Source organism: Bacteroides faecalis (assembly GCF_003865075.1).
Classification (GTDB): Bacteria; Bacteroidota; Bacteroidia; order Bacteroidales; family Bacteroidaceae; genus Bacteroides; species Bacteroides faecalis.
Genome location: NZ_BHWB01000009.1, coordinates 154,394 through 179,969, shown reverse-complemented (window position 1 = coordinate 179,969; position 25,576 = coordinate 154,394). Strand labels below are relative to the sequence as shown.

Genomic DNA, 25,576 nt, shown 5'->3' with positions numbered 1-25,576 from the left:
TTTTAGAAAAATAACAGGGATACCCCGACAGAAGGGATATTCCTGTATTCTTTTTATTGTATGGTGATATCATCGATACAGATATAAGCCGGAGTATTCAAACCGTATGCTCCCGAATCCGAACCCTCGAAGTTGAATTTCACACTTTGCACCTCTTCGGCATTGATTTCCCAATAATCCCATGTCGTGATAGGATCAACCTGTTGTTGGCCGTCACGATAATCGGCTAAAAGGCGTTTGTAAGTGCGGATCAGACCGCCATCCGCATCATAACACTCCAGATTCACTTGGAAATACCCTTTCATCTCTTTCAGAGGAGTCGCTACCCCCGTAGGACCGAACTGATTACCATAAGTGATGACACCATAAGTGTATGAGGTGTTGCAGATCCACAGGCCGACCAATTTCCGGGGAACATTGAAATAAAATTCTGGTTTAGCCATCCATGCCTGATTGTAAGCATCCACATATCCGTAAACGACACCGAAATTGGAGCCGCTATGCCCGGCTTCCTTATCCTGTCCTTCCGCTTCCACCGCAGTGTTATAGACAGAACACTGGTTCAGATAGGAATACCACCAGTCTCCGGTATTCCCCGATTGATTGGAGCGGATGTTCCAGTTGGAAAGTGCGATGCCGCCGCTGGAATACTCTGTGCTTCCACCTACTGTATTAAACATTGAAAGAAAGAGATATTCTTCCGGAGTATTGTCATAAATGGTGGTTACTTGAGGATACCCTTGGTACGAATAAAGATTTTCTCCGGCCGAGGTAGGTCCTGCCAACATGCCGGGATTGAAATCATCGAAAGTGACAGTTAAAGTACCGTCCGGATTTGTCACAGCACGGGTTTGCGAAGTTCCGGAATCAACCGGTTCCATCAAAAAGTCATCGTCCGAGCTACAGCCGGAGAACAAGGCGGTTGCGGTAAATAGACAGGCACCTGCCAGAAAGCGTAATTTTCTTTTCATAGGTCACTCATTTTAATGTAAACATATTATTAACAAACACAAAAAAAACGTTCGTGCGAACTTACACGAACGGGAATATGTCTGTCTTCAAATATTGAATGGCCAATGAGCTATTCCTTATTTGATTACGACCCGTATATCCCGCAGGTGTAAATCTCATTCCAGTCATGGCAGGTCTTCTGACTCGTCCCGGTCATCGTGCCTTCCCGGTATTACACCAGTGGCAAAAGTTCGATGTCCGTTTTTGTGGACTCACAGCAGCGGGTACTGTCCCGGATTTTCACCGGGTTCCCTTTTCATTCGGAAGACGTAAACCTCCCGAAACCATTTCTTGACTGCAAAATTATCTATATTACATATCAATTCCAAATAATTCATAATATTTATAATAAAACACACAAAGCATGACAACCGTACTGTTTTAATTAGAGCATTCAAGTTTACGACAAACGAAGACGGCAATTATCATACACAATATCCATAAACCACCAAAACAGCTTGCCATTTTCCATAACAATGCGTTTTGGAATAGATAACTGTTAGCTGCAATTATGCAAGCAAAAAAAACAGACAGAATAATGACTATTAATATTATGCACCAGAAATTAATCCTATAAATTTATGGAAAACAAGTAAGGGAATGGAAGTTCCGTTGCCGCATGGATGCAGGTGAAGGGCCTTCTCTTTTAACGTTAGATACGCCAATGCACGCCAACGGAAGACTCTGATATTATCTGTTTGGAAAGGATATAGGATGTGCGTTACTTTGTCGCATATTCAGAATCTTAAAAAGAATTTTAGTATGGAACTGACAATTATTGAAACAAGCGCGTATTAGGAGTTGAGAAAGCTGGTCAGCACGCTGGTCGTACAGATGGGCGACTTCCAGAAAAAGATTGCCCCGTCTGCGCCGGACAAGTGAATGGATGCGCAGGACGTATGTGATGGACTTATGCCCAAACACTTTCTGAAGGGTTTACAGCAGCATCCTCTTGAGTATGGCCAGAACGGCAAATGCGTGGCGTGCAAGATACGGGATGACCTCGACCCGGCAGTTGCATTTCCTGCCTATGATTCCAAGGCTGAGCCGCATGGCATTGTATTCACCTACCGGAAAGGCACATTCAGGAGAGTCTTTCTTTTCATCCGTACCCCTATATTTTTCAATCAGTTCGATAGCAATAGGCAATAATTTTACGACATACGCCACTCCCGTTTTTATACGGTTGCCCATCAGCCATGTGCCGCCGTGGAGTCGGTATGGATATTATCGTATGTTATGGCTTTCAGGTCCACATAGGAAAGACCGGTGAAGCACATGAAGAGAAACATGTCTCGCATGGCACGCTGGCGTTTGTATTTCAGCTCCACGTGGATGATTCTCTGTAATTCCTCTTCAGTAAGAAAAGACCTTTTCTTGTATTCCGGCTTGCACTCGAAGGATGTGAAAGGATGGACTCGCAACCAACCCTTTTCCTGCGCGATGTACATCGGCCATTTCAGGGTATTGACACGGTTGAAAGCGGTGGCATTCGCATTGCCTGCCGTGCCGAGCATCCATGTGTAATAGTCCTCAATGAACGACTTTTCAAGCTCGTCAATAGCTATATCCTCGATGTTCTTTTTGGTTTTCATGAAAAGCAAAAGACTCTTGTAGTCGGCAACCAGTCCACGGTAAGTGCTTTCCGCCTTTCCTTTGCCTATCTTTTCTTTATACGATTCAATCTGTTCTCTGAAGAGTACCATAAGAGTATGGCATTCCTTTGAGAAACCTGCATAGCGGTTATATACTTTCTTGGCCGTAACAAAACTGTCATGATCGCAAATGTACTGATGTATCTTTAGGAAAGGCATGGGCGGAGGCTTGCAACACGCCCTATGCGTATTATAAAATGACTACAGCGGAAGGAGGTATTTGTGTACCATTGATTGTTTCTGGTCTGGATGTACAGCGAGGCAAGATAGATACCAGCAACTTGATGCATGTCACTGATTTGTTTCCTACAGTACTGGATTATGTCGGGATTTCCAGACCGGATGTGTACAGGGGCAAGAAGCTTGCACCACTTTATGGAAAATCTCTCCGTGCTACTTTCTCATCAGAAACACCGTCACGCACGGATAACGAGGCCATCTGTTTTGAAATGGCAGAAAGCAAGGCAGTCATAAAGGGACAGTGGAAAGCGACCCTTCTACTTCCTCCTTATGGGGACGGTATGCACTGGAAGCTGTATGATATAAGTCGTGATTATTCCGAGAAAAAAGATTTGTCTCATCAATATACCGACAAACTGAAGGAGTTAGTTTCCGATTGGGAACGTTATGCTACATCTGTAGGATATATTTCATCAGATGGTACACATATTATCGAAGAAATCGGGGCAGAAGATTTTTATGAAATCCCTCTCCATGACGGACATTCTCAAGGTAACTAAAAGAAAATAGTCATTTTTTCCGTACATAAATAAACCACAGATGATTGTGCCAAGAAGAGAAATACCTTATTAATGTGTATTTCTCTTCTTTCTTTTTAATGTCTCTGTGTTTTGTTACAGATAATGTATATAATTAAAGAACAGAAAAAATATGATCTCTATAGAAGTTTTTTCTTCCGGGATGTTGTTCAAGTAAACAATGCGGATGAAATCATCACGGACAAACTGGCTCTCTGTTCCGGAAGTATATGCTGCCTGTGACGTTTCTGATATGGCGTATAAGCAGATTGTCATATCCATGGGGAGAAGGGGCAAAAGCTGCTTAGTCCGCTTTTACTGACCGGATCAGAGTCGTAAGCATGTAGTGTGACCGTGTAATTAAAGAAGAAGGCAGATGCTCTTAATTTATAGGGCATCCGTCTTTATTCTTTCAGGTGCTGATATGTGCTTTGCAACCAAGTTGTATGAGATATGTTCTACCTTTGCAGTGTGAAAGAAAAATATATCTCAGTATGAAAACAATACATTCTAATCCGTTTCAACAACTACATGCAGCAGAATCCTGCTGCCAAGCCCAGTATGTATCCCCATCTGTATCTTCACCTCATGCCGACTCTTGCTGTGCCCATCATCATGCCGATGGAGTGTCCGGTAAATGGAGCTCTCTTGTTTCGGGGATGTTGTTGTTGGCAGGTATCGTGATGAGCTATATCCAGCTAAGTTGGTTTCAGGGTACAATCCAGTCTGTGTGGTATCTGCTTGCCTTTATGCCTGTAGGTTTGCCGGTGTTGCATGCTGCTTGGCACAGCATGCGTGACAAGGATTTTTTCAATGAGTTCACTTTGATGCTCATTGCTTCAATCGGAGCTTTCTGTATCGGTGAATACCCCGAAGCTGTAGCTGTAATGTTACTCTATACAGTAGGGGAGATGTTGCAGCATGGAGCTGTGGAACGTGCTACTAAGAATATTGGAGAACTGCTGGATGTCCGTCCGGAACGTGCCCAGGTATTCCGGAATGGAGCTTTTATCGAAGTGGCACCCAAGGAGGTGCAGGTAGGTGAGCGCATCGAGGTGAAACCGGGAGAAAGAATACCGTTGGACGGTACATTGATAAACGAATCGGCACTGTTTGATACTTCGGCTTTGACAGGTGAAAGTATGCCTCGTTCTATTGAGGTAAACGGTGAGGTGCTGGCAGGCATGATTGCCTTTAACCAGAAGGTTGATTTAGAAGTGAAACGTCCTTACGAGCAGAGTGCATTAGCTCGTATTCTCTCTTTGGTTCAGGAAGCATCCGCACGGAAAGCTCCGACAGAACTGTTCATACGGCGTTTTGCCCGGATTTATACGCCTTTGGTGCTATTCCTTTCGGCACTGGTAGTTATAATACCTGCAGTGGTGGAATGGTTAGCTCCTTCTTTCGATTATGTATTTGCCGACTGGCTTTATCGTGCACTGGTTTTCTTGGTGATTTCCTGTCCTTGTGCCTTGATCATCAGTATTCCTTTGGGATATTATGGTGGAATCGGTGCTGCTTCCCGTGCGGGTATCCTTTTTAAAGGAGGTAATTATCTGAATGCTATCACAAAATTAGACAGCATTGCTTTTGATAAAACCGGAACATTGACTACCGGGCAGTTTGAAGTAGCATCTGTCCAAGCTGCTACCTTGAAGAAAGAGGAATTGCTTGCAATCATCGGAACGGCTGAACAGAAGAGTACTCACCCTATTGCACAAGCCATTCAGCAGTATGTGCGGGGGCAGCATATTTCCTTACATTCGGCCTTATCCATGCAGGAAATAGCTGGATATGGTGTGGAAACCATTATTGATGGAAAAAATGTACTGGTAGGGAATCCACGACTACTTTTGATGCGGAAGACGGTAGTACCATCTAAGGTACTTGAATCTGAAATGACGGTTGTCGTATGTGCTATAGACGGAGTATATGCCGGAGCTGTATGGTTGGCTGACAAATTGAAAGAGGATGCGGTACAAGCTATCCGGCATCTAAAGGAATTAGGCGTAAAAGATATCCATCTGCTATCAGGCGACAAGCAATCATTAGTGGAAAAAGTGGCTCGCGAACTGGAAATTCCGCAGGCACATGGTGACTTGCTACCTGAAGACAAAGCTACCTATATTCAGAAGTTGTCATTTCATGCTACTCGTACTGTAGCTTTTGTAGGCGATGGCATGAACGATGCACCTGTATTGGCTCTTAGCAATGTAGGTATTGCCATGGGTGGTCTAGGGTCGGATGCAGCCATTGAAAGTGCTGATGTGGTAATTCAAACAGACCAACCATCGAAGGTGGCTACAGCCATTGAAATAGGACGTGCCACACAATGTATAGTATGGCAGAATATCATTGGGGCTATCAGCATGAAAGTTATCATTTTGTTGGCAGGGGTCTTGGGATACGCTTCATTATGGGGAGCTGTTTTTGCTGATGTAGGAGTGGCTTTATTAGCTGTGTTGAATTCAATCCGTATTTTGGCTAAAAAATTTAAATAAGATGAAGAAAGCAAAGTATCAATGGCATCCCATTCCGGGCATGCCTTTGACAGAAGTTGATAAAAAAGTGATGTATTGGGAAAAAAAGGCAGACTGGTTCCCTCACGAAAACTCATTAAATTGCCGGAACAAATTGAAGGAATAAGGAAAAGTGGACTGTTGAATACAGCTGTATTGGATTGTGTGGAGGAAAATATTCGGGAAGGTATCAGTACCGCAGAAATAGACCGTTTGGTGTATGAATATACCATGGATCACCAGGGTATTCCTGCAACATTGGGGTATCACGGTTTTCCGAATAGCTGTTGTATTTCGGTTAATGAAGTGGTGTGCCACGGCATTCCTAATGAGAATCAGGTGCTCCATGAAGGTGATATTGTAAACGTAGACTGTACAACGATAGTTAACGGTTTTTATGCAGACGCTTCACGGATGTTTATTATTGGGAAAACCTCTTCAGAAAAAGAAAAGCTGGTACGTGTTACTGAAGAGTGTCTGAAAAAGGGAGTGCAAGCCGCTCAGGCGTTTACTTTTTTGGGTGATGTAGGTCATGTAATAGAGTGCCATGCCAAGCGCAATGGCTTTTCTGTAGTTCGTGATTTTTGCGGTCATGGTGTAGGAATACAGTTCCACGAGGAGCCGGAAGTGTTGCATTATGGTAGAAAGAGCTCAGGTATGCTATTGGTTCCTGGTATGACATTAACCATAGAGCCGATGCTTAATATGGGTACTTGGAAAGTCGTGATGGATCAATCAGACGGATGGACTGTTTATACAGAAGACCGCCTGCCGTCTGCACAATGGGAGTATACCATTTTAATCACAGAGTCAGAGCCCGAAATTTTAGCCCACTGACAACAATGATGATAAAGAAAGAGTAACTCCATAAGAATTACTATAAGGAGTCTCTTTCTATATTAAACTCAATATTTACACCTATGTGGTATTGTCTTTCTCCTAATTTGTCAATACCTTTCGTTGTTGACATTGGCATTCAGGACATACCCCTTTTATGGTATAATTGATGTTTTCGATTGCATAGCCATTGGGAAGGCTGATTATTGGGATTTTATGCTCTTTCATACAGAATGTTCTGTTGCAAGCTTCACAATGGAAATGTACATGTTGCTCTTCTATAGGACAATGTTCCACCGTACTTCTGCAAATCTCATATTTGGTTGATCCGCTTCCATCTTCAAATGAATGAATGGCATGACGTTTCAGGAGTACAGCCAATGAACGGGAAATGGTAGACTTGTCCAATGTGTCAAGCATAGTCTCAAGTTCAAGCAGAGAAACAGGATATTCCAGTTCGGATAATTTACGTAGAGTTAGGATTCTTGCCGGGGTCGGACGTAGTCCCCTGTCCAGCAGTCTGTCTTCACATTGCTTTATTGACATGGATATGAATTTTTAAAGTTCAACAATCAGTAAAGCTATCAAGTGGAAAAGGCGGTATTTTATACCGCCTTTTCCATGCAGTATTCTTTATCTGTTTTAGCACTGCAAAAATACATTTTTTTATTTGCAATCTTGTTGCAAATATGTTTAGAAATAACATTAATTATTGAATTACAGTTTTTTATCGAAACAACAAAAAAACATGCAACAAGATTGCAAATAATCCGCTCTAACTTTGCCGATAAAAGATAAAAATCAAACATTAAAATATTGATATGAAACTTTCTGATTTAAAAAGGGATGACAAAGGAATCATTACGAAAGTACTCGGTAGAGGGCCTTTCAGAAAGCGCATTATCGAGATGGGATTTGTACAGGGACAAGAAGTGGAGGCTGTCCGGAGTGCGCCTTTGGGCGATCCTGTCTATTACAAGGTGATGGGCTATAATGTTTCTCTTAGCAAAAGTGATGCAGAGCTGGTGGAAGTTGTAAGCATGAATGAATATCAACACGAATATGGTACAATAACAGACACGGAGTCACAGGTTAATACACTTACTACTCTGTCACACGAAGATTTTATTCGATTTGCTAAAGACAGAGGGAAAACTATCAATATCGCACTGGTCGGTAATCCGAATTGTGGAAAAACATCTATGTTCAATTTTGCATCTGGAGCGTATGAGCATGTAGGCAATTACAGTGGAGTCACGGTAGATGCCAAAGAAGAGGTGTTCACCCAGGACGAATATACATTTAAAATCATAGATCTTCCGGGAACTTATTCCTTGTCCACCTATATTCTGGAAGAACTATATGTCCGTAAATACTTGAAAGAGGACTAGCCAGACATTGTTGTCAATGTGATTGACACATCGAATCTTGAACGGAATCTATATCTTACCAGCAAGTTGATTGACATGGATACCCACATGGTCATTGCCGTGAACATGTATGATGAACTTGAGAAGAAAGGCGACAGGTTCGACTATGTATCTCTGGCACGGATGATAGGTGTACCGATTATACCCACTATCGGTAAAACCGGTTTCGGCATAGACAGCTTGCTGAAAAAAATCATAGAAGTGTATGAGGCAAAGAACCGCTGACGCGCCATATACACATAAACTATGGCAATACGCTGGAAACGGAAATTGATAGAATGCATAAGGAATTGAAAATCTACGGGAACGTAGCCGAGCGTTTTTCCAAACGTTTCCTTGCCATCAAACTATTGGAAAAGGATGTGGAGATAGAAAGAATGGTCAAGAGATGGGGGAATTATTCCCGGCTGATGGCAGTGAGGGAAAAGGCTATAAACACCATTCAAGATTTGTTGCAGACTGATTCGGAAACCGCTTTCACAGATGTCCGTTATGGCTTTATATCAGGAGCACTCCGGGAGACTTATCATGAAAATCCCATGCATAAAAAAGACAAAACAAAGTTGATTGACCATATTGCCACCAGCAAGTTGCTTGGTTTTTCTCTGTTCATTTTCTTCCTATGGCTCATGTTCGAAGCCACTTTTGTCATCGGAGAATATCCTAAAGGATGGATCGACTCCTGGATGAGCTGGATGGAACAACTGGTACAGGAGAATTTTGCTCCCGGTCCGTTGGCGGATTTGCTGACTAACGGAATTATAAACAGTGTGGGCGGTATCATTGTGTTCCTGCCGCAAATTCTGATTCTGTACTTTTTCATATTACTGATGGAGGATTTCGGATATATGGTACGGACAGCATTTATTATGGACAAATTGATGCACAAAATGGGCTTGCATGGCAAGTCGTTCATTCTGCTGATTATGGGATTCGGATGCAACGTATTGGCTGTAATGGCTACCCGTACCATAGAAAGCCGGAGTAGCCGCATGATAACCATGCTGGCTGTCCCTCTGATGAGTTGCAGTGCCCGTCTGCCTCTCTATGTATTAATATGCGGAACTTTTTTTGCGGAATATGCGGGAACCATGCTTTTAGTCTTATGCCTTACAGGTATTACAGCTGCGGTATGCATGGCCAGATTGTTCAGAAAGTTTTTATTCAAGAACGAGGATGTTCCTTTTGTAATGAAACTGCCTCCTTACCGGATGCCTACTACACGCGCCATCTGTATACATATGTGGGAAAAAGCCAAACAGTATCTGCATAAAAGGGGAAGTGTCATTCTTGTAGCTTCTGTCATCGTATGGTTTCTTGGATATTATCCCCATCATTCTGAAAAGCTTGATGCCCTCGACAAAGAAATCAGCCGGATAGAACAGACAGAAAAAGACTTTTCAACAAAAGAACAGAAGATAAAGGAATTGACTGCCTTCCGAAACTTGAAACAACAGGAAAATTCCTATATCGGCAGAATAGGTCATTTTATAAGTCCGGTGATGAAACTGTTAGGATTTTAAAAAAAAACACCTTATTTTATTCCGTTTTATAATGTGAATATTTGTTCTTATTTCCTTTTAGATACACTATATACAAATTATATGTTCTATTTCTCTTCTTAATATTGTTAAAATTGAAAAGTTCGTGTAATTATAAAAACAAAAAGAGCTTTAATGTATAGTAAAATTTGATTGTCAATCAGCTAAAAGCACTACATTATCAGTGCAATTTATCAATACAAGATGATTTAGTATTAGTGTCACTATATACTAATAAGTTTTTTATTTTGCCTTTTCAGATATTGCACTTATTGATGTGAACATTATATAAATTTACAGTCGGTATCATTATGTGGTTAAAGTTAAAAATATGCTTCGGTTATGCTATTTTAGTTTTACTGTTAGCTTTCATTGTCTATCAGTTCCGCAAGGAACAGGTACTAAGACACATGCTGCGCAAAGAAGAGAAGGAGTTGGCAGCGATACATAGTCTAGCAGAAAAAAGTTACATAGGCCTATTGGATCTTTCTACTCATGCGGAAATTGCCATAACATGGGATGACAACGATTTGAAGAACTACAGTTATAAACGATATGGGGTTTGTGACAGTCTGCAACTCCTAAAGGAGTATGTCCATACTCCCTTACAAAAAAACCGTATTGACTCATTGTGTCTTCTTCTTTGGAATAAAGAAATTCTTCTTTCCAAGACAATGCATACTTTCAATGAATTGCAGAGTATTGGCGATATTGTACAGGAAAGTATCCCTTCCATTATTTTGACTGCTGGGAGACAAGCTGTGCAGCAAAAGAGGAATATGGTCTTGTTTAAATCCGGTACGAGAGATAGTTCTAAGAAGGGAATTTGGGATATTTTTCCATTAAAAGAGAATAAATTTGCCTGTCAGCGACAGAAGGAAGATGGCGAATGTAGGCATTGCTCTTTGTTCATTGTCCCTTCAATCGGAATGGCAACATGTATGCTCCACTCTCTGTCCTTGGAACAGGCTGAAAGATTAGTGCAAATACAGGCACAGATGGACAGCTTATACGTTGGCGGCATGGAACTGAACGAAAGGATGAACAGCATAGTCTCTGAATTTGAACGGGAGAATAACGAACGTTTTGCTGCACGCTACAGAACCTTTGTCCTTGAACGGAATAATTCCTACTATGTGGTAGCCGGCTTGGCTTTGTCTATCTCTTTACTGGCAATTGTATTGTATATCCTCATTCACCGGGATTTGAACCGTCGTCTTCGGTATGAGAGGGAATTTGAACAGTCCGACAATCGGAATAGAGAATTGCTCCGTTCACGTAAGGAGCTGATGGCCTCAGTGGCCCATGACCTGCGTGCTCCGCTGGCAGCTATCAGAGGCTGTGCGGAACAGTTGTCTTCGGAAAGCGATGGTAGTTGCAGGGTCGGTTATCTGGACAATATCCTGCATTCGTCCGATTATATGCTCGCTCTGGTAGACACGCTGATGGAATATCACCGGATGGATGAAGGTGGGACGCACTCCAAAAACACACTCTTCAGCTTGAAAACTCTGTTTGAAGAAATAGCGGACAGCCACCGTCTTGCCGCCCGGCAGAAAAAACTTGCGTTCACTGCATCTTTCTCCGGTCTGGATGTTATGGTCAACTGTGACAGCTCGCATATCCGGCAGATAGTCGGCAACCTGCTGTCCAATGCCTTGAAGTTCACATTTCACGGGAAGGTGTTTCTTGAGGTGGAATACCGGCCGGGAAATCTTCATATTTCTGTCCTGGATACGGGTATGGGAATAGGCCTTGAGGAGAAAAAACGGATATTCGGAGCTTTCGAAAGGCTCGACAATGCGCGTAATATCCCCGGCTTCGGGTTGGGGTTGGCAATCACGGCCCGACTCGTATCCTTGATGCAGGGGCATGTGGAAGTGGAGAGTGTACCCGGTGAGGGCAGCCGTTTTTCTGTTTTCCTGCCTATGCTACCGGCCGGACACCCCGTCTGTCCGGAAGAGAAGTTTTCTCCTGTTTGTGAATTGCCCGTTGATATCCGTGTGCTGGTCATTGATGACAACCGTATCCAGCTGGGAGTCATCAGTAAAATGCTTTCCCGTAATCAGATTCACTGTGACTGCTGCTCGGATGTCCGGGAGTTGATGGATTGTCTGAACAAACAGAAATACGACCTTCTGCTGACCGACATACAGATGCCCGGTACGAATGGCTTCTCGGTCCTTGAGCTGTTGAGGACCTCGAACATTCCCCGGGCATGGGAGATTCCCGTCATAGCCATCACGGCACGTTCCGATAAAAAGGGAGAGTATCTTACCGCAGGTTTTGCCGACTGTCTGTATAAGCCTTTCTCTGAGGAAGAGTTGCTGGCGGCAGTTTCACAGATGGATCGACCTGCTTTTGCTGCCATCATGGAAGGAGAGGAAAACGTGGAAGAGATGCTGGACCTGTTCATAAAGGATACCATGGGTGAACTTGCCGGAATAAGGGACGCTTTTTCCACGGGAGATTATAAGAAGTTGGGAAGTATCATACACAAAGCCGCGCCGCTTTGGGAAATGATCCGTATAAACATTCCCCAAAGTGAACTGAGGGAAATGGCTTCCATGCCTTCCGAAAAATGGGGTGGCTTATCGGACGAAAGAATAGAGGAACTGATTAAAGCTGTGGAACATGCTGTAGAGAAAGCAAAAAGAATAAAGAAAAGAGTATATGGAAACTGTATTGATAGTAGAGGATGACCGTGTGTATGCACGTGCTACCACAAACTGGCTGGTGAAAAATGGTATCAATGCTCGTTATGTATTATCCGTGGACAATGCAAAGGAGTTTTTGGACAACCATGATGTGGATCTGGTATTATCGGATTTTCGTCTCGACAACGGCAATGGCATGGAACTGCTGGAATGGATGAATACACATGGCTATCGTATTCCTTTCCTCATCATGACAGGCTACGGGGATATACCCGGTGCCGTGGAAGCGGTTAAAAAAGGTGCCGTGGACTATCTGCCCAAACCTGTGCAGACAGAAAAGGTACTCGGTATTATCCGGAAAGCATTGGAACGTAAGAGAAGGGACGGCAATACAAAACAAAGATTCTATACAAGCAAAAGCCCTTTGGCATTGAGATTGCAGGAGCATATCCGGCTGGTGGCTCCGGTGGATACGTTAGCCGTGCTGATACGTGGCGCATCAGGGACAGGCAAGGAGTATGTGGCCCGGCAGATACATGTGTTGAGCGGTCGGTCGGATGCTTCTTTCATCGCAGTGGATTGCGGGGTACTTCCGAAGGAACTGGCGGCATCGGAACTGTTCGGTCATGTGAAGGGTGCCTTTACCGGAGCGACGGAAAACAAGACGGGCATGTTTGCCGCCGCCAACCATGGGACACTGTTTCTGGACGAGGTGGGTAATCTGAATGCCGAAGTACAAAGGGCACTGTTGCGTGCCTTGCAGGAAAAACGCTACCGTCCCGTAGGCGGTAAAGAGGAGATTCAGACGGACATCCGTCTGGTAGCTGCTACCAATGAGGACCTGGAGAAGGCGATAGCCGAAGGACGTTTCCGGGAAGACCTGTTCCATCGTCTGAATGAATTTCCGTTGCATGTACCATTGCTGGCAGAGTGCATTGAGGATATTATCCCGTTGGCGGAATTCATGCTGGATGCCGCCAATCAAGAGTTCTCAAGGAAAGTGAAAGGCTTTGACCGCGAAGTACAGAAACGGTTGAAATCTTATTCGTGGCCGGGAAACATACGGGAACTGAGGATGGTTGTCAGACGGGCCACCTTATTGGCTAAAGATGACTGGATAACCACCGGGGAGATAGACATTCCCGATAAAGGCAGGCAACCGGGAGAGTATTCACTTAATGACGAGCGGATGGAACGGGCAACCATTCTGAAAGCATTGGAGGCAACGGGCAATGACAGGAAGGCTGCCGCACGGCTGCTGGGCATCAGCCGGAGCACGCTTTATCTGAAACTGAGGAAGTATCGTCTGGATTAGAATATGTCCGAAATTCGGACACATCATGTCCAATCCACAATGCTTTTATGTACACATCATTTTTACTGCTTTCTATATGGTTTATTTCCAATGTTTTATCTGTGTACTGTTTCAGGCATGGCACTTGTCTTTATTCCGGCAGGATGAGTGGAGAGTTGAATTGTGGAACCTAAAAACATGATACGATGAAGACATTGGTGGAAACCTCTCTTTTTAATCTGTTCGCCTCTTATACAAACGGTGCCGGACCTGCGCTAGGTGAGTTGCCGGCTGCCTATGACGATTTCGTGAACTGCCTTGCTACGCTTTCACCGGCAGGGGACCTGACGGGACAGCTACGTTGTCTGAACTACACAAAAATAGAGCTGGCCTTTATGCGGCAGGCCTGCAACGGAATGGCTGAAGATTGCCGCAATATCCTGTATGACGTGTTTATCGACAAGACGTTGGCGTTGCTGGATGCGGAAGCGGAAATACTGAAGGAGATGCTTCGTCATGGTACTGTGTCTGCCGGATTCCATGCGGAAGCAGTGCGGGGAAGCGGAAGCAAAAGTTCCGTCACACTGACATGGAACGGTACGGACAGCGACCTGATTGAACTGGTGGCCGCACTGATGGCAGCCGGTGCGATAGGTACGGCTGAAGGCCGGAATTTGAAAATTGTGGATGTTATCCGCGTTTTCGAGGAAGTGTTCCGTCTGAAAATCAATGCGCTGTACACCAAGCGTGGCAAGGTGTTCGACCGTTGTACGGACACCACTCCGTTCATCGACTCCCTGCGCAAAAGTTATAACCGGATGCTGGACGCACGGCTGGCGTAAAGGTTGTACGCCAACAGCCGCCAACGGATGACTCGTATGTATGAGGTATTGCAGATTGGCGGCTGAATGTTTTTCTTTGTCGCCGGTTATCATGTCTAAAAATACAAGCTATGTCAATCCTGAATGATATTTGGAACCGCATTGCCCGGAAACCGGACAGGCGGAAAGCGGCGGTAACGGAAACTTCCGGGACGAAAAACCGGGTATATGCGGTGGTTACGGAAGAGGGCGTGATACTGTTTTCCGACACCCCCAAGGGTATGAAGGCACGGAACAGCTATCTGCAACATCTGGCCGACGGCTTCTTCAACGTGACCAAAGTACCCGAAACTTTGCGGATATATGAGATTGACCTGCCTACCAAACGGGTGGCCGGGCTGGCGGACAACTGCATCGAAAAGCTGTCCAAAGCGGATTTGCGAAGCACAGACGCACAATTGCGCAGGTCGGTGGTGAACTTCACCTCCGACAAGTTTGCGGATAGAAGTGTGCTGGACGGTGGGGTGTGCAGGGCAAAGTTCGACCTGCGGCCCGATTTCCATAACTTCGACCGGCTGACAAAAGAATTCGGTTTGGGTATCTCGCCCCGGAACTATGATGTAGCGTCATTGCTGTATATTTCGGAAAACGGGTACGCCGGGATTGTTGCGGCAGACAAGGTGCATCCGTTCAGCTATGAGTATGAGTTCAGGGAACTGGCGGAGAAGCTGGGAGACAGCATGAGGGCACGGATGAACGCGCCTTTGTCGGCACACGACTTCGGCTATGCGGCCTTACAGAAAGAGGCAAAGGAGATGGCGGCGGATTTGTTACAATCGGAGTTCCATATTACGGATGGAGAGTTCAGGTTGGGCGCACGGATAAGCCGAATAGAAAGGATGGAAATGTCACATCCGGTGTCGTATCCGCATTCGGAAGAGGAACAGACCGGCGGGTTACCGGAAACACACTACAGGCAGGAAGCTCCTGAACAGCGGATGTCTGACAGCCAACGGCAGGTGAAGCATGCAGCTTCCATTACCCCACAGAAGAAGGAGAAGAAACAATTAATCCTATAGAATCTATGGAAGAAAAGAAAAAGCAAGCGGTGGAAAGCGGCAGTCTGTATATGACATTGGACGCCTTTTACAGACCCGTGTATCTGAGTATGCGCGGACAGGGGGAAGAGGGATTTTCCCGTTATATCAGTAACAACGTGCGGTCTCATACGACCGGTCGGGAATTTATTCCCGACCACTGAATGTTCCGTTTCGACTTTAAAGACAAAAGTCTGATTCCTCCCATATTCGGTACGGACAATGCGGATTATCTGGAACAGCTCTGTCCTGTACTGGAACGGGAGAATATATATCCGTTGGGGGTGGTGAGACTCCGGGATGCGGCATTCTGTGAGGAACGGGGGATTGTACATCTGTCATTATCAGCGGAACATACGGATTTGCTGGAAAATGAGGATTACAGGCGGCTGCGACATCGTTTCGGAATGAACGGGGATGTGATACGCAGCGGGCTGGCTGCTTTTCCCACCTACATGTCGGTGGAACACGGGCGGAAGGTATTGCTGTTTGACAAGACAGACGGTGGGGACAGGATGCTGGATGAGTTTCTGAGTGGGCTGGCCGAACGTTTTTTTGACGGCAAGCGGAAACCTGAGAGTTTGAGGTTTTATGAGGTGGCTCCGCTGAATGCCGCATGCCGGGCAAAAATAGGTGACGGGCAGACGGTTTCTTCGGATATGGTGAGATATGGGATTTGTGTGGCATGTTGCGACATGGCACCTACGCTGAGGAACTTTAACAGGCTGAGAAAATTGCAACGGCAGCCTATGCCGCTGACCGGAGAACAGGAACGGATAGTCTCGTCACTGGTGGCACGACCGGATAATGTACGGTTCCCGAACGTGGAAATGAGGGTGCGGATTCCGGCAAAGAGAAAAGGACAAGGAATGAACATTTAATTTTTTGATGAATGGAAAAAGAGAATACGAACAGTGGCAGTGTGTATGTCACAGTGGACGGACATCTCAACCCGGTGCATGTCAGTATGAAAGGTACGGGTGAGGAAGGTTTTCTGGAGTTTATGCTGGGAGATGTGGAGAAGGCGCTCAAGGAAACGGAAATGCCTACCATGGGCATGATGTACTATAATGTGCCTGATATGAGGATTATTCCGCGTTTGCGGGAAGGGAATAATGATGATTATCTGCGAAGACTGGAAAAGGCGATGGACGGACATGGGATTAAGCCGCATAGATACCTGGCTCTGTCGGAAGTGGTGTATTGCCTGTGAAAGTACATGGACCCGCTTTCAAGGGACGAGAACTATCCCCGACAACTTACACCGGAGATGTGGCGGGAGATAAAGTCCGCACCACCCGAAGTGATAGCGGAGATGCAGGATGATTTGAAGCATGGGAACACGTATTATACAGGTGTTGAGACGGGTAAAGGGGTGCTGCTGTTCGGTAGGGATTACGTAGGAAACCGTCAATACGGGGATTTTATGGCAACGAATATAGAGAAGCGTTTCTTTGAACCGGACTTTGAGGAAAAGTATCTGAATGTGTATGAGTTACGGGGATGGCCTTCATTGATGGAAGGGAAAGTAAACCGCTGTTGCGATGATTACGGCTGTTTGTTGCCGTTGGAGAAGATTCCGGCAGATGCTTTTGTGGACAAATCGGCATTGAAAAGTATAACGGACAGTGAGCGTTATGATCTTGCTCCTACATGGGAGAACTATTATAGGCTGACTGATTCCGGAAAGGGGCTGGGCCTTACTCGGAGTCCGTATAATTATGACTGGATGACACTGCTGTATATCATGGATAAAGGCTATCCGAGAGACGGACTGATAGATGAATACCCGGACAACTTCAGTTTTTACGATAAATTCGAGAAGATAGAAAACAAACTGCTGGGCCGCAACAGATGGGATGTGTATGATGTGATGCAGGAGAAGGCGAAGAAACTGGCAGGGAAATTGTTGAAAGAGCACTTTTCGGAAATACGGCGGAAAACAGACGTAAAGGAAAAAGAGCATGTGAAAAAAAATAAGGGTATAAAGATATAGGGTGATAAAAAATGGCAGGGGAAACCCCGTTACTGTTTGGATGCAGATAACGGGGCTTTTCTTTTTATTTTGTGGTAGCAGTAACCTTAGTTTGAATTTTTTCAGTTTTGTAAATGACATTTTGGCGGAAATAAGCAGTCATAATAGGTATAATTATGGAATGAAAATATGGAAGGAGTAGAAACCGATGGCTGGGTTACGGAAATGGTTAGATATGTTATCTGTCCGGATGAGGATATTTGGTATATTTGGAGTGACAATGCACGCCAACGGATGACTTTAATTTTGAATGTTTTGTCAAGTGTGGAAATATGCTTTTATTTGCTTTGTAAATAGTGAAATTATAAATCAAATTGTTATGGAATTAGTTGTTATAGAGAAACATGCGTATTTACAGTTAAAACTGCAAATAGAGAGTTTATCCGCCCAGATTGAATCCGTTAAAAAGAAAATTGGTCCGGTTGAAATGGAAAAGTGACTGGATGCCCAGGAGGTCTGTCTGGCTTTGAATATCTCCAAACGAAGTTTGCAAGGCTATAGGGAGTACGGGATTATTCCATATTCTTGTATAGGCGGCAAATATATGTATAAAGAGAGTGATTTGGCCAAAATATTAATTCAAAAAGAAAGATAACATATGGACGGAGTAATCACAAGGCAGTCAGAAGAGTACATAATGATGATGAGGATGCTTAAGAAATGCTCAAAAGAGATACTTGAATTTCAGGATTTGCCTGTTCCTATAGCTGGTGAGGTCTATATGACCGGTGAACAGATATGTGGCATGTTGCATATCTCAAACAGAACTTTGCAAAAGTTACGTGATGAACGGGGGATAGCTTATACTGTCATAGGGGGTAAGTTCCTTTATCCTCTTTCTAAATTGCAGTTGTTATTGGAAGAAAATTATAGAAATTATATTCGTTAAATCAAGTGGATAATTTGTATTTATGCTATTTTTTTGCTACTTTTGTAAAAGTAAGTAAGAGTGTAACAGGAAGAAAGTTGCAGCATATACGCGGTGAATTATTCGGTGTCATAGGAGCAGAGGCTTTTGGTAAGATACTGATAATGAATAGGGAAATTAAAAGTTAATCGTTCCCTGTCTCTCCGCTGAACGTGCTGAACAGAAATGGTCAGCAAACGGACAAAAAGCTACAAATCAATGATTTGTGGCTTTTTTTATTGCCCGAAAGTCCTGCTTCCAAGACTTCAAAAGTACGGTAAAAGACAAAGTTTCGTTACTAAATCGTTACCTATTCCCCGCCGGACAAAAACGGTAACGATTTGTCCATAAATGACCTGATAATGACTTGATTAGTCCATAGTCTGCATAACTCGAAAACGAGAGGTAAAAATTAATTTTGCAACTAAAAAAAGTGAGTTATGAAATCGACATTCAAGGTTCTTTTTTATTTGAAGAAAGGTTCTGAAAAGAAAAACGGCGAGGTTATGATTATGGCACGCATCACCATAGACGGCAAACTTTGCCAGTTCAGTACGAAACAGAGCATCCAGCCCGACAACTGGAGCATTACTGCGGGCAAAGCCAAAGGCAGGGATGCCGGGAGGATAAACGCCCTTTTGGACGACATACGTTCTTCCCTGAATACCATTTACCACGAAATGCAGCGGCGTGACAATTACGTGACCGCCGAGAAAGTGAAAAACGAGTTCTTGGGACACAGCGAGAGCCACGAAACAATCCTTTCATTGTTCCAAAAGCACAATGACGATGTGAAGCAGCTTGTAGGCATATCCAAGACGATAGCGACCTACCGCAAGTATGAAGTGACCCGCCGCCACCTCGCTGAATTTATCCAAAGCAAGTACAACGTATCGGACATATCCATAAAGGAGATAAGCCCGATGTTCATTACCGATTTTGAGTTGTATTTGCGTACCGCCTGCAAGTGCGGCTACAACACCACCGCCAAGTTCATGCAGTTCTTCAAGCGTATCATCATCATCGCCCGTAACAACGGCATACTGGTGGGCGACCCTTTCGCCAGCTACAAAATCCGGCTGGAAAAAGTGGACAGGGGTTATCTGACAGAGGACGAGATTAAAATTATCCTTAAAAAGAAAATGGTTTCCGAACGGCTGGAACACGTCAGGGACTTGTTCGTCTTTTCCTGTTTCTGCGGTCTGGCATACAGCGATGTCGCCAATTTGCGGCAGGAGAATATCCAAAAGTCTTTTGACGGCAACCTTTGGATAATCACCAAGCGGGTAAAGACCAACACGGACGTGAATGTCCCCCTGCTGGATATTCCCAAGATGATTTTGAAGAAGTACAAGGGCAAGTTGCCGGACGGCAAGATACTTCCCGTAATCAGCAATCAGAAGCTAAACGCCTACTTGAAAGAGATTGCCGATATATGCGGTATTAAAAAGAACCTGACATTCCACCTTGCCCGGCACACGTTCGCCACGACCACCACGCTGTCAAAGGGCGTACCCATTGAAACGGTGTCCAAGATGCTGGGACACACAAACATAGAAACTACGCAAATCTACGCCCGCATCACCAACAGCAAGATAGGCAGCGATATGCAGGGGCTTGACAAGAAGTTTGTCGGCATTGAGAAGATTTACAAGGAAGTTGCCATGTAATCTTGATTATATGGAACTGGTCACAATTTGTGACCAGTCCTTACTATTATTCCAACATTGCTAAATCTCCTAAAATATACGATTATGGATTTGCAGATTATCCAAAACAAGATTTTTGAGGTCAGAAGTTGCCGGGTGATGCTCGATTATCATTTGGCAGAACTCTACCAAGTGGAAACACGAGCCTTGAAGCAGGCGGTCAAGCGCAATATCGAGCGTTTTCCGGGTGATTTTATGTTTGTACTCACCCAAGAGGAAGCTAACTTGCTGTTATCCATAGGGGTATCACAAAATGTGATACCCCCTGCTTACAACTTCGGCGTTGCTATGCCTATGGCTTTCACCGAGCAGGGCGTAGCCATGCTTTCTTCGGTTCTCCGCTCCAAAGTAGCCATAGAAGTAAACATTTCAATCATGCGGGCTTTTGTCCTCATGCGCCAAATGGCAATCGGTTACGAGGAACTGTCAAGGCGCATCGAGGAACTGGAGGTAAGCACCGATGCGCAGTTCAACGAACTGTACCAAGTCCTTACCCAGCTTTTGAGCCAGTCGAAACAACAGAAAGAACGCCGTCCGGTAGGTTTCGTTACCTATAACCGTGGCAAGAACGAATAGGTAACGATTTCGGTAACGAAATTCCACTTAATAACCTATATCCCAGCATTGTACATTCTTCCACCTTGCGGGCAGTCTACCGACTACCCGCATTTTTTATATCCTTTTCCAACTGGCACATTTCCCGAAACGCCAGCCGTGCGTGGCATGGCTGACTGTATTTCGTGAAAAGAGCCGTTGGAAACCCGCACAAGCGTATTGCAAGCAAGCTCACAACACCCTTGCCTTTCCCGCCCGCATGGAGTGTTCCCTAAAAGATGAAAGAGAACAGGCACTTTTCCCCAGTTTCCCTATTTGTAAATCTTCCTCTTACGCAGTCCCCCAGCCGGGACAGTCGTTTTAATCATTTCAATAGGCAAAGGTAGTTACGTGTTCTTCACGATTTTGCAAGGTCGAGCCGTTCCGGTTTGGCGAAAAAATCTTCCCTGCCTTGCGAGGTATTTTTTGCCCAAAACCTTGCAAACTCTAAACACTACCCTTTTACGCCTATGTGAAACGAAAACGACCGACCCGACCGGAAGACGCATAAAAAAAAAAGTCGGATTTACGGGAAACAGGAAAAAAATTCAGTGAAACTTCAACTCCCTCACCTCTCAAATCCGCATAAAATTAAAAACTTAAAAAATTACAGCAATATGGAAGCAAAGGTATTATCGGAAGCAAAAGTTTATGTAGGCACTTATGCCAAGTACAACAACGGTTCATTGTCCGGCGCATGGCTCGACCTTTCGGACTATTCGGACAAGGAAGAATTTTATGAAGCCTGCCGGGAACTTCACAAGGACGAGGAAGATGCGGAATACATGTTTCAGGACTGGGAGAACGTGCCGGAGGGCTTAATCGGCGAAAGCTGGATTTCTGAAAACTTCTTCGCCCTGCGTGATGCGGTGGAGGATTTGAGCGACACCGAGCAGGAAGCCTTTTTCGTGTGGTGCAACTATAAAAGCCATGATTTGGGCGAGGAAGATGCGGACGACCTTGTACGTGATTTCCGGGACGAGTATCTGGGTCAATATGACGATGAAGAAGATTTCGCCTATGAAATTATCGAGGAATGCTACGACCTGCCGGAGTTCGCAAAGACCTATTTCGATTATGAAAAGTTCGCCCGTGACCTTTTTATGTGCGATTACTGGTTTGATGACGGTTTTGTGTTCCGTGCGGCATAACAACCAATCCGGGCGGGGTGTCAAAGCCCTGCCCGTTAAAAACGACCAAGCGATGAAACGGAAAAGCATTTATAAAATCCTTTGGCGGGTGTTGCTGCTCTGCCTTGCATGGCGGTTTACCAGCGTAGCCGGAGCAGGCACGGCGATAACGGCGTATATCGTGTTTTGTGCCGCCCGTTTCCTGCTCCGGGTCTGCCTTTCAGCCCTTTATGCGCTGGGCGTGGCTCTGCTTTTCCTGCTGTTGCTTTCTTTACTGATATTATAACCATTAAAAAAAATAGAACATCATGCAGTCACTTAACAAAAACGGGGTAAGCATTACCCAAACACCGGGAGAAGAAAAGTTCGTGAAATGCTGTTTAGGGGCTTTCAGGGGACAAATTTATTATCAATATGACTACCGCCACACGGACGGCGAACTTTTCAGCACGGTAGCCAAAACGCTGGACGAGTGCCGCCGCAGGCGTGACGAATGGATAGCGAAGAAGAACGGAGTAATAAACAAGTAAATTTTAGGGACATGAAAACAACAGAAGTAAACAAGGAGCTTATCGGCAGGCGTTGCGAGTGCATTTTTACGGGCTTAATGGTAACGGGCGTTATCGAGGACACAGAAGAAAACGAACACACCATAGAGGTAAAAGTCCGTTTCGACCACCCGCACCAGTGGGGCGATGATTTGTATAATGATGTGTGGGCGTGGGGGCGCAAAATAGACGAGTTCGGCACGCTGCACCATTTGCAACTGTTGGAGGATAAACCGGACTTTCAGATAATGACGGTAGTTTTCGGCGAACCAATCAGCCGGATAGACCGCAGTGTTTTTGAAGATGTTGCAACGTGGGGTGTCTGTTCCCTGCAAGGCTGGGTAAACAGCTATGAAAGTGTCCGGTTTGTAGCTATAGACGACCATACGGCAATCATCACGGGCGAATATAACATGGAGCAGGTAAAGGTGTGGTTAGAGAAATACACGTCCATAAAGAGCCTTAAAACCAGTTGATAGAAAACGGCGGCTGCTTGCCGCCGTTACTTTCTTCCGTGAGCCTGCCAGCGGGTGAAGAAAGTAACAAAGAAGCCTTTCGTTTTCCCTATCATGGAAACATCCCGCCGATGCTTCCCGGCGGGATGTCTGCCCGATATTTACGCTTTGCGTATCATTCCATACCCGGTTTCCCAAGAGGATGATAAAAACGAATGTCGCAACTATAAATCCTCATAGTGAATAAATTTTACACCAAGTATGCACACGGTTTCTTCTTCCTCGATGTCATATTTCCATGTCCGTTTATTGACAAGCATTTCCGTGTCGCAATCGAACCATTCCATTACAGGCGCATCATCTTCTTCGTCCGCCCATTTGAAAACCTGATTGGACGGCGTTTTCCATAATTCAGCACTGTCACGTTCGGAAATACAGTCCTTGTCCATAATGATGATGTCACCTACTGCCGGAACTGTATCTGTTTCCAACGTGGTTTCTATGTACCACGAGATGCCTTCTATATCCAATTCTATTTTTACCATGTCGTTTTATTATTAGGGGGTTATTGTTTCCGTTTCTTCTTCGCTGTTGTCATTATTAAATGATAGTGTAAGTTGCTGCATCTGCCCGAAGCTGTCGATGATATAAATGTCAATCGTCTGCTGGTCGGTCGATGCCGAGGTGTAGTAGAGCCAGAACGTTTCTTTCTCCAGCGGGTAGAGGTCATTGGGCAGGAACACCGTGCCGTTATCCATTTCCAGCTTCCCTTTGCCGTCCGGCTGGAAATACCTTATCTGATAGGTAGTCGGCTGGTAATAGCCGCCACGCACCAGTCGGCAGCGTATTTCGGCGGTTTCCCCGACTTTCAGCCTTTTGGGTACTGGCAGTGTTTCGATGCTGAACGGGTACGCCTGCTGAATATCCAAGTTGTCATTACAGGCGGTGACAAGCACGAGGGCGGCCACGATGTAGCAGCCCATGATGATTTTATACATTACATTCTTCATATACATTATTATATAGCGGTCAGTTGATAATGAATTTCAGTCCCAAAGATACCTGCGTGTGGAACTTGCCTATGTCCGAGCCGAACAACGCCCGTTCCCTTGCACTGACAAGCAAGGCTATCCGGTCGGTCAGGTAGGCTTCCAGTTCCAGCGTCAGCGCACCGCCGTAGATGAAGCAATCCTTATCCAGCAAGGTAGAGCCGTCCGGCAGCAGCTTTTCGCTTCGGTTGCTTGTTTCGTACCCGGCGAGAGCCGACAATCCCAATGAAAGGAAAAAAGTCTTTCGCCTGTCCGATAGGAATTTCAGGTAATAGCCGCCCTCTGCGGTGAACTGTTCTACGGGTATCTGCATATCCTTGTAGTCATACTTCTTGTGCAGGTATTCGCCGCCAATCACCCAGCGGTTGGCGTTCTTGGTGTAAACGCTGTACGCCGCCCCGATGTGGTAGGCAAAATCCGTGTCGGAGTTCCAATGCACCCCGTCCGCCATGCCCGCCGTGACTTGCAAGCCTTTCATGCCCGGCAGGTATCTTTGCGCATGTGCCTGAAACGAGGTCAGGCACAGCGCAAAGAGCATCATTATAAAGATGTGTCTTTTCATTCCCTATTTGATTTTTAGTTCGTCAATCACTTCTGCGTTCACGATGTCGGCGTTCTCCACCCGTATGGTCTGATGCCGCCCGCCGTTCTTCTCGTAGAGTTCCACGACCAGCAGCTTGTCGTCAGGAATGGTGAACTTCGGCAGGGCGTACACCGTGCGCACGGTACTTTTTCCTGCAATCTCTATCACCTCGTTGTAGCTACGTACCGCATCCAGCACCGTTTCCTGAATAGCCGTGCGCTTGGGTACTTTCTTATCGGTTATCTTAAACTTGATGAAGTCGGTATCGAAAGGCACGTTGGAACTGTTCTTTGTCTGCGTGTGTACATAGAGCATCCCGTTATAGGTGTAAATCCCCTTGATTAAGAACTGTATGCCGAAACGCTTGCTACCCAAGTGGCGCACTTTCCGGTCATTGTTCTTGTAGATGCTCTGCATTATCAGTTTCACCAATAGCGGGCTTTCATTCCCCAGTTCCCGGAAATGGATGTTCATCCGGGTATGTGAGAAGTCGGACGTATCTTCATTCTCCAAGAAGTCTTTCATTTCGATGTTGAGCATTTCCGGTTCACGGGCGTACTTGGCGTTGAACGAAAAGAAACTGCCGTCCTCGCAGATAACGGAGAAGTTCGTTTCTCCCGGAAAGCCCTCTGTCGTGGCTTTCACCCTGATTACGTTCTCCGCACCGTCCGCCTTGCCCGCTATGATATGGTTGCTTCCCAAATCGACATAGCGGACGGCGGCGGGGAAGATGATATGCACCGTCTTGGCAAAGGTCACTTCCACGCCGTAGGGCGTAACCATTTGGCGGTACGGGAGTTTCCGGGTAATCCCCCGGTACAAGTCGTTGCCAGCCGCATACTTCACGGTGTCAGTGGTTTGTGCGTTTGCCGCACACACGCCCAGCAAGAGGGCGAACATTACAAAAATCTGTTTCATTGCTAATTGAAATTTTAACGGTTGATAA

Annotated in this window: 27 protein-coding genes, 3 pseudogenes and 1 riboswitch; of the genes and pseudogenes, 23 read left to right on the top strand and 7 right to left on the bottom strand. The window is 45.2% G+C overall.

Going from position 1 to position 25,576, the window contains the following annotated elements; all coding sequences use genetic code 11:
* Positions 1–53: 53 nt before the first annotated feature.
* Together EJF25_RS15805 and EJF25_RS15795 are read right to left on the bottom strand one after the other, a co-directional pair.
* The gene (locus EJF25_RS15805; protein ID WP_060386395.1) at positions 54–971 is read right to left on the bottom strand and encodes a DUF4465 domain-containing protein; all 918 of its coding nucleotides are present in this window, start codon (positions 969–971) and stop codon (positions 54–56) included.
* 152 nt (positions 972–1,123) lie between these two features.
* A riboswitch (cobalamin riboswitch) is annotated at positions 1,124–1,315 on the bottom strand.
* A 635-nt stretch (positions 1,316–1,950) separates the two neighbouring features.
* A pseudogene (locus tag EJF25_RS15795) lies at positions 1,951–2,813 on the bottom strand (site-specific integrase); the annotation flags it as partial.
* Positions 2,814–2,863: 50 nt separating this feature from the next.
* On the opposite strand from EJF25_RS15795, the gene EJF25_RS15790 reads away from it, so the two are divergent.
* The 3 genes and pseudogenes from EJF25_RS15790 (at position 2,864) to map (ending at position 6,780) form a co-directional block, all read left to right on the top strand.
* Positions 2,864–3,406, top strand: coding sequence for an alkaline phosphatase family protein (locus tag EJF25_RS15790; protein ID WP_060386396.1), 543 nt, complete (start codon positions 2,864–2,866; stop codon positions 3,404–3,406).
* A gap of 512 nt (positions 3,407–3,918) precedes the next feature.
* Positions 3,919–5,925 (top strand): heavy metal translocating P-type ATPase, encoded by a 2,007-nt coding sequence (locus EJF25_RS15785; protein WP_082709331.1) that lies wholly within the window; start codon positions 3,919–3,921, stop codon positions 5,923–5,925.
* A 1-nt stretch (position 5,926) separates the two neighbouring features.
* Positions 5,927–6,780 (top strand): annotated as a pseudogene (map, locus tag EJF25_RS15780) (type I methionyl aminopeptidase).
* A 102-nt stretch (positions 6,781–6,882) separates the two neighbouring features.
* On the opposite strand, the gene EJF25_RS15775 reads toward map, so the two are convergent.
* Positions 6,883–7,326: a Fur family transcriptional regulator gene (locus EJF25_RS15775; protein ID WP_060386398.1), complete on the bottom strand. Its 444-nt coding sequence runs from the start codon at positions 7,324–7,326 to the stop codon at positions 6,883–6,885.
* Between the two features lie 42 nt (positions 7,327–7,368).
* Here EJF25_RS15775 and EJF25_RS15770 point away from each other — a divergent pair, with 42 nt between their 5' ends.
* The 20 genes and pseudogenes from EJF25_RS15770 (at position 7,369) to EJF25_RS15680 (ending at position 23,019) form a co-directional block, all read left to right on the top strand.
* Positions 7,369–7,578 carry a hypothetical protein gene (locus EJF25_RS15770; protein ID WP_125041905.1) on the top strand — a complete coding sequence of 70 codons (210 nt, stop codon included), beginning with the start codon at positions 7,369–7,371 and terminating at the stop codon, positions 7,576–7,578.
* 23 nt (positions 7,579–7,601) lie between these two features.
* Positions 7,602–8,435, top strand: a pseudogene (locus EJF25_RS26765) (FeoA family protein).
* A gap of 53 nt (positions 8,436–8,488) precedes the next feature.
* Complete coding sequence (locus EJF25_RS26760; RefSeq protein ID WP_229092809.1) at positions 8,489–9,733, top strand: ferrous iron transporter B; 1,245 nt, start codon at positions 8,489–8,491, stop codon at positions 9,731–9,733.
* A 329-nt stretch (positions 9,734–10,062) separates the two neighbouring features.
* The gene (locus tag EJF25_RS15760) at positions 10,063–12,453 is read left to right on the top strand and encodes an ATP-binding response regulator (RefSeq protein WP_060386402.1); all 2,391 of its coding nucleotides are present in this window, start codon (positions 10,063–10,065) and stop codon (positions 12,451–12,453) included.
* A complete protein-coding gene (locus EJF25_RS15755) occupies positions 12,425–13,723 on the top strand; it encodes a sigma-54-dependent transcriptional regulator (RefSeq protein WP_060386403.1) in 1,299 nt (432 codons plus the stop codon). The genes EJF25_RS15760 and EJF25_RS15755 overlap by 29 nt, the downstream gene beginning before the upstream one ends.
* A gap of 185 nt (positions 13,724–13,908) precedes the next feature.
* Positions 13,909–14,544 (top strand): RteC domain-containing protein, encoded by a 636-nt coding sequence (locus tag EJF25_RS15750; RefSeq protein ID WP_060386404.1) that lies wholly within the window; start codon positions 13,909–13,911, stop codon positions 14,542–14,544.
* Between the two features lie 110 nt (positions 14,545–14,654).
* Positions 14,655–15,602, top strand: a complete 948-nt coding sequence (locus EJF25_RS15745) for a DUF6047 family protein (RefSeq protein ID WP_117742427.1) — start codon at positions 14,655–14,657, stop codon at positions 15,600–15,602.
* Positions 15,603–15,784: 182 nt separating this feature from the next.
* Positions 15,785–16,501, top strand: coding sequence for a DUF6047 family protein (locus EJF25_RS15740; protein WP_060386406.1), 717 nt, complete (start codon positions 15,785–15,787; stop codon positions 16,499–16,501).
* An 11-nt stretch (positions 16,502–16,512) separates the two neighbouring features.
* Positions 16,513–16,833, top strand: coding sequence for a hypothetical protein (locus EJF25_RS15735; RefSeq protein WP_060386407.1), 321 nt, complete (start codon positions 16,513–16,515; stop codon positions 16,831–16,833).
* Between the two features lie 6 nt (positions 16,834–16,839).
* The gene (locus EJF25_RS15730) at positions 16,840–17,616 is read left to right on the top strand and encodes a DUF6047 family protein (RefSeq protein WP_224207122.1); all 777 of its coding nucleotides are present in this window, start codon (positions 16,840–16,842) and stop codon (positions 17,614–17,616) included.
* Between the two features lie 168 nt (positions 17,617–17,784).
* Complete coding sequence (locus EJF25_RS24930; RefSeq protein ID WP_008781929.1) at positions 17,785–17,952, top strand: hypothetical protein; 168 nt, start codon at positions 17,785–17,787, stop codon at positions 17,950–17,952.
* 142 nt (positions 17,953–18,094) lie between these two features.
* Entirely contained in the window at positions 18,095–18,250 is a 156-nt protein-coding gene (locus tag EJF25_RS15725; RefSeq protein ID WP_082709332.1) for a helix-turn-helix domain-containing protein, read from the top strand.
* Positions 18,251–18,253: 3 nt separating this feature from the next.
* Positions 18,254–18,544, top strand: coding sequence for a helix-turn-helix domain-containing protein (locus EJF25_RS15720; RefSeq protein ID WP_060386410.1), 291 nt, complete (start codon positions 18,254–18,256; stop codon positions 18,542–18,544).
* A 458-nt stretch (positions 18,545–19,002) separates the two neighbouring features.
* Positions 19,003–20,232 (top strand): site-specific integrase, encoded by a 1,230-nt coding sequence (locus tag EJF25_RS15715; protein WP_007478215.1) that lies wholly within the window; start codon positions 19,003–19,005, stop codon positions 20,230–20,232.
* An 84-nt stretch (positions 20,233–20,316) separates the two neighbouring features.
* The gene (locus EJF25_RS15710) at positions 20,317–20,847 is read left to right on the top strand and encodes an ORF6N domain-containing protein (protein WP_007754106.1); all 531 of its coding nucleotides are present in this window, start codon (positions 20,317–20,319) and stop codon (positions 20,845–20,847) included.
* Between the two features lie 142 nt (positions 20,848–20,989).
* Entirely contained in the window at positions 20,990–21,190 is a 201-nt protein-coding gene (locus tag EJF25_RS15705) for a hypothetical protein (protein WP_007754109.1), read from the top strand.
* Positions 21,191–21,482: 292 nt separating this feature from the next.
* Positions 21,483–22,016: an antirestriction protein ArdA gene (locus EJF25_RS15695; protein WP_007754113.1), complete on the top strand. Its 534-nt coding sequence runs from the start codon at positions 21,483–21,485 to the stop codon at positions 22,014–22,016.
* Between the two features lie 52 nt (positions 22,017–22,068).
* Positions 22,069–22,281 (top strand): hypothetical protein, encoded by a 213-nt coding sequence (locus EJF25_RS15690; protein WP_007754115.1) that lies wholly within the window; start codon positions 22,069–22,071, stop codon positions 22,279–22,281.
* A 22-nt stretch (positions 22,282–22,303) separates the two neighbouring features.
* Positions 22,304–22,525 carry a DUF3873 domain-containing protein gene (locus EJF25_RS15685; RefSeq protein WP_007754116.1) on the top strand — a complete coding sequence of 74 codons (222 nt, stop codon included), beginning with the start codon at positions 22,304–22,306 and terminating at the stop codon, positions 22,523–22,525.
* Positions 22,526–22,536: 11 nt separating this feature from the next.
* Positions 22,537–23,019 carry a DUF7258 domain-containing protein gene (locus tag EJF25_RS15680; protein ID WP_028728958.1) on the top strand — a complete coding sequence of 161 codons (483 nt, stop codon included), beginning with the start codon at positions 22,537–22,539 and terminating at the stop codon, positions 23,017–23,019.
* Between the two features lie 203 nt (positions 23,020–23,222).
* On the opposite strand, the gene EJF25_RS15675 is transcribed toward EJF25_RS15680, so the two are convergent.
* Genes EJF25_RS15675 through traN form a run of 4 tightly spaced genes read right to left on the bottom strand, consistent with a single transcriptional unit; the run spans position 23,223 to position 25,548 of the window.
* On the bottom strand, positions 23,223–23,543 hold the full coding sequence (locus EJF25_RS15675; protein ID WP_007754121.1) for a hypothetical protein: 321 nt from the start codon (positions 23,541–23,543) through the stop codon (positions 23,223–23,225).
* 12 nt (positions 23,544–23,555) lie between these two features.
* Positions 23,556–24,014, bottom strand: a complete 459-nt coding sequence (locus tag EJF25_RS15670; RefSeq protein ID WP_007754124.1) for a DUF3872 domain-containing protein — start codon at positions 24,012–24,014, stop codon at positions 23,556–23,558.
* Between the two features lie 13 nt (positions 24,015–24,027).
* Positions 24,028–24,609, bottom strand: coding sequence for a conjugal transfer protein TraO (locus EJF25_RS15665; protein ID WP_007754126.1), 582 nt, complete (start codon positions 24,607–24,609; stop codon positions 24,028–24,030).
* Between the two features lie 3 nt (positions 24,610–24,612).
* Positions 24,613–25,548 carry a conjugative transposon protein TraN gene (gene traN / locus EJF25_RS15660; protein ID WP_125041904.1) on the bottom strand — a complete coding sequence of 312 codons (936 nt, stop codon included), beginning with the start codon at positions 25,546–25,548 and terminating at the stop codon, positions 24,613–24,615.
* Positions 25,549–25,576 lie beyond the last annotated feature (28 nt).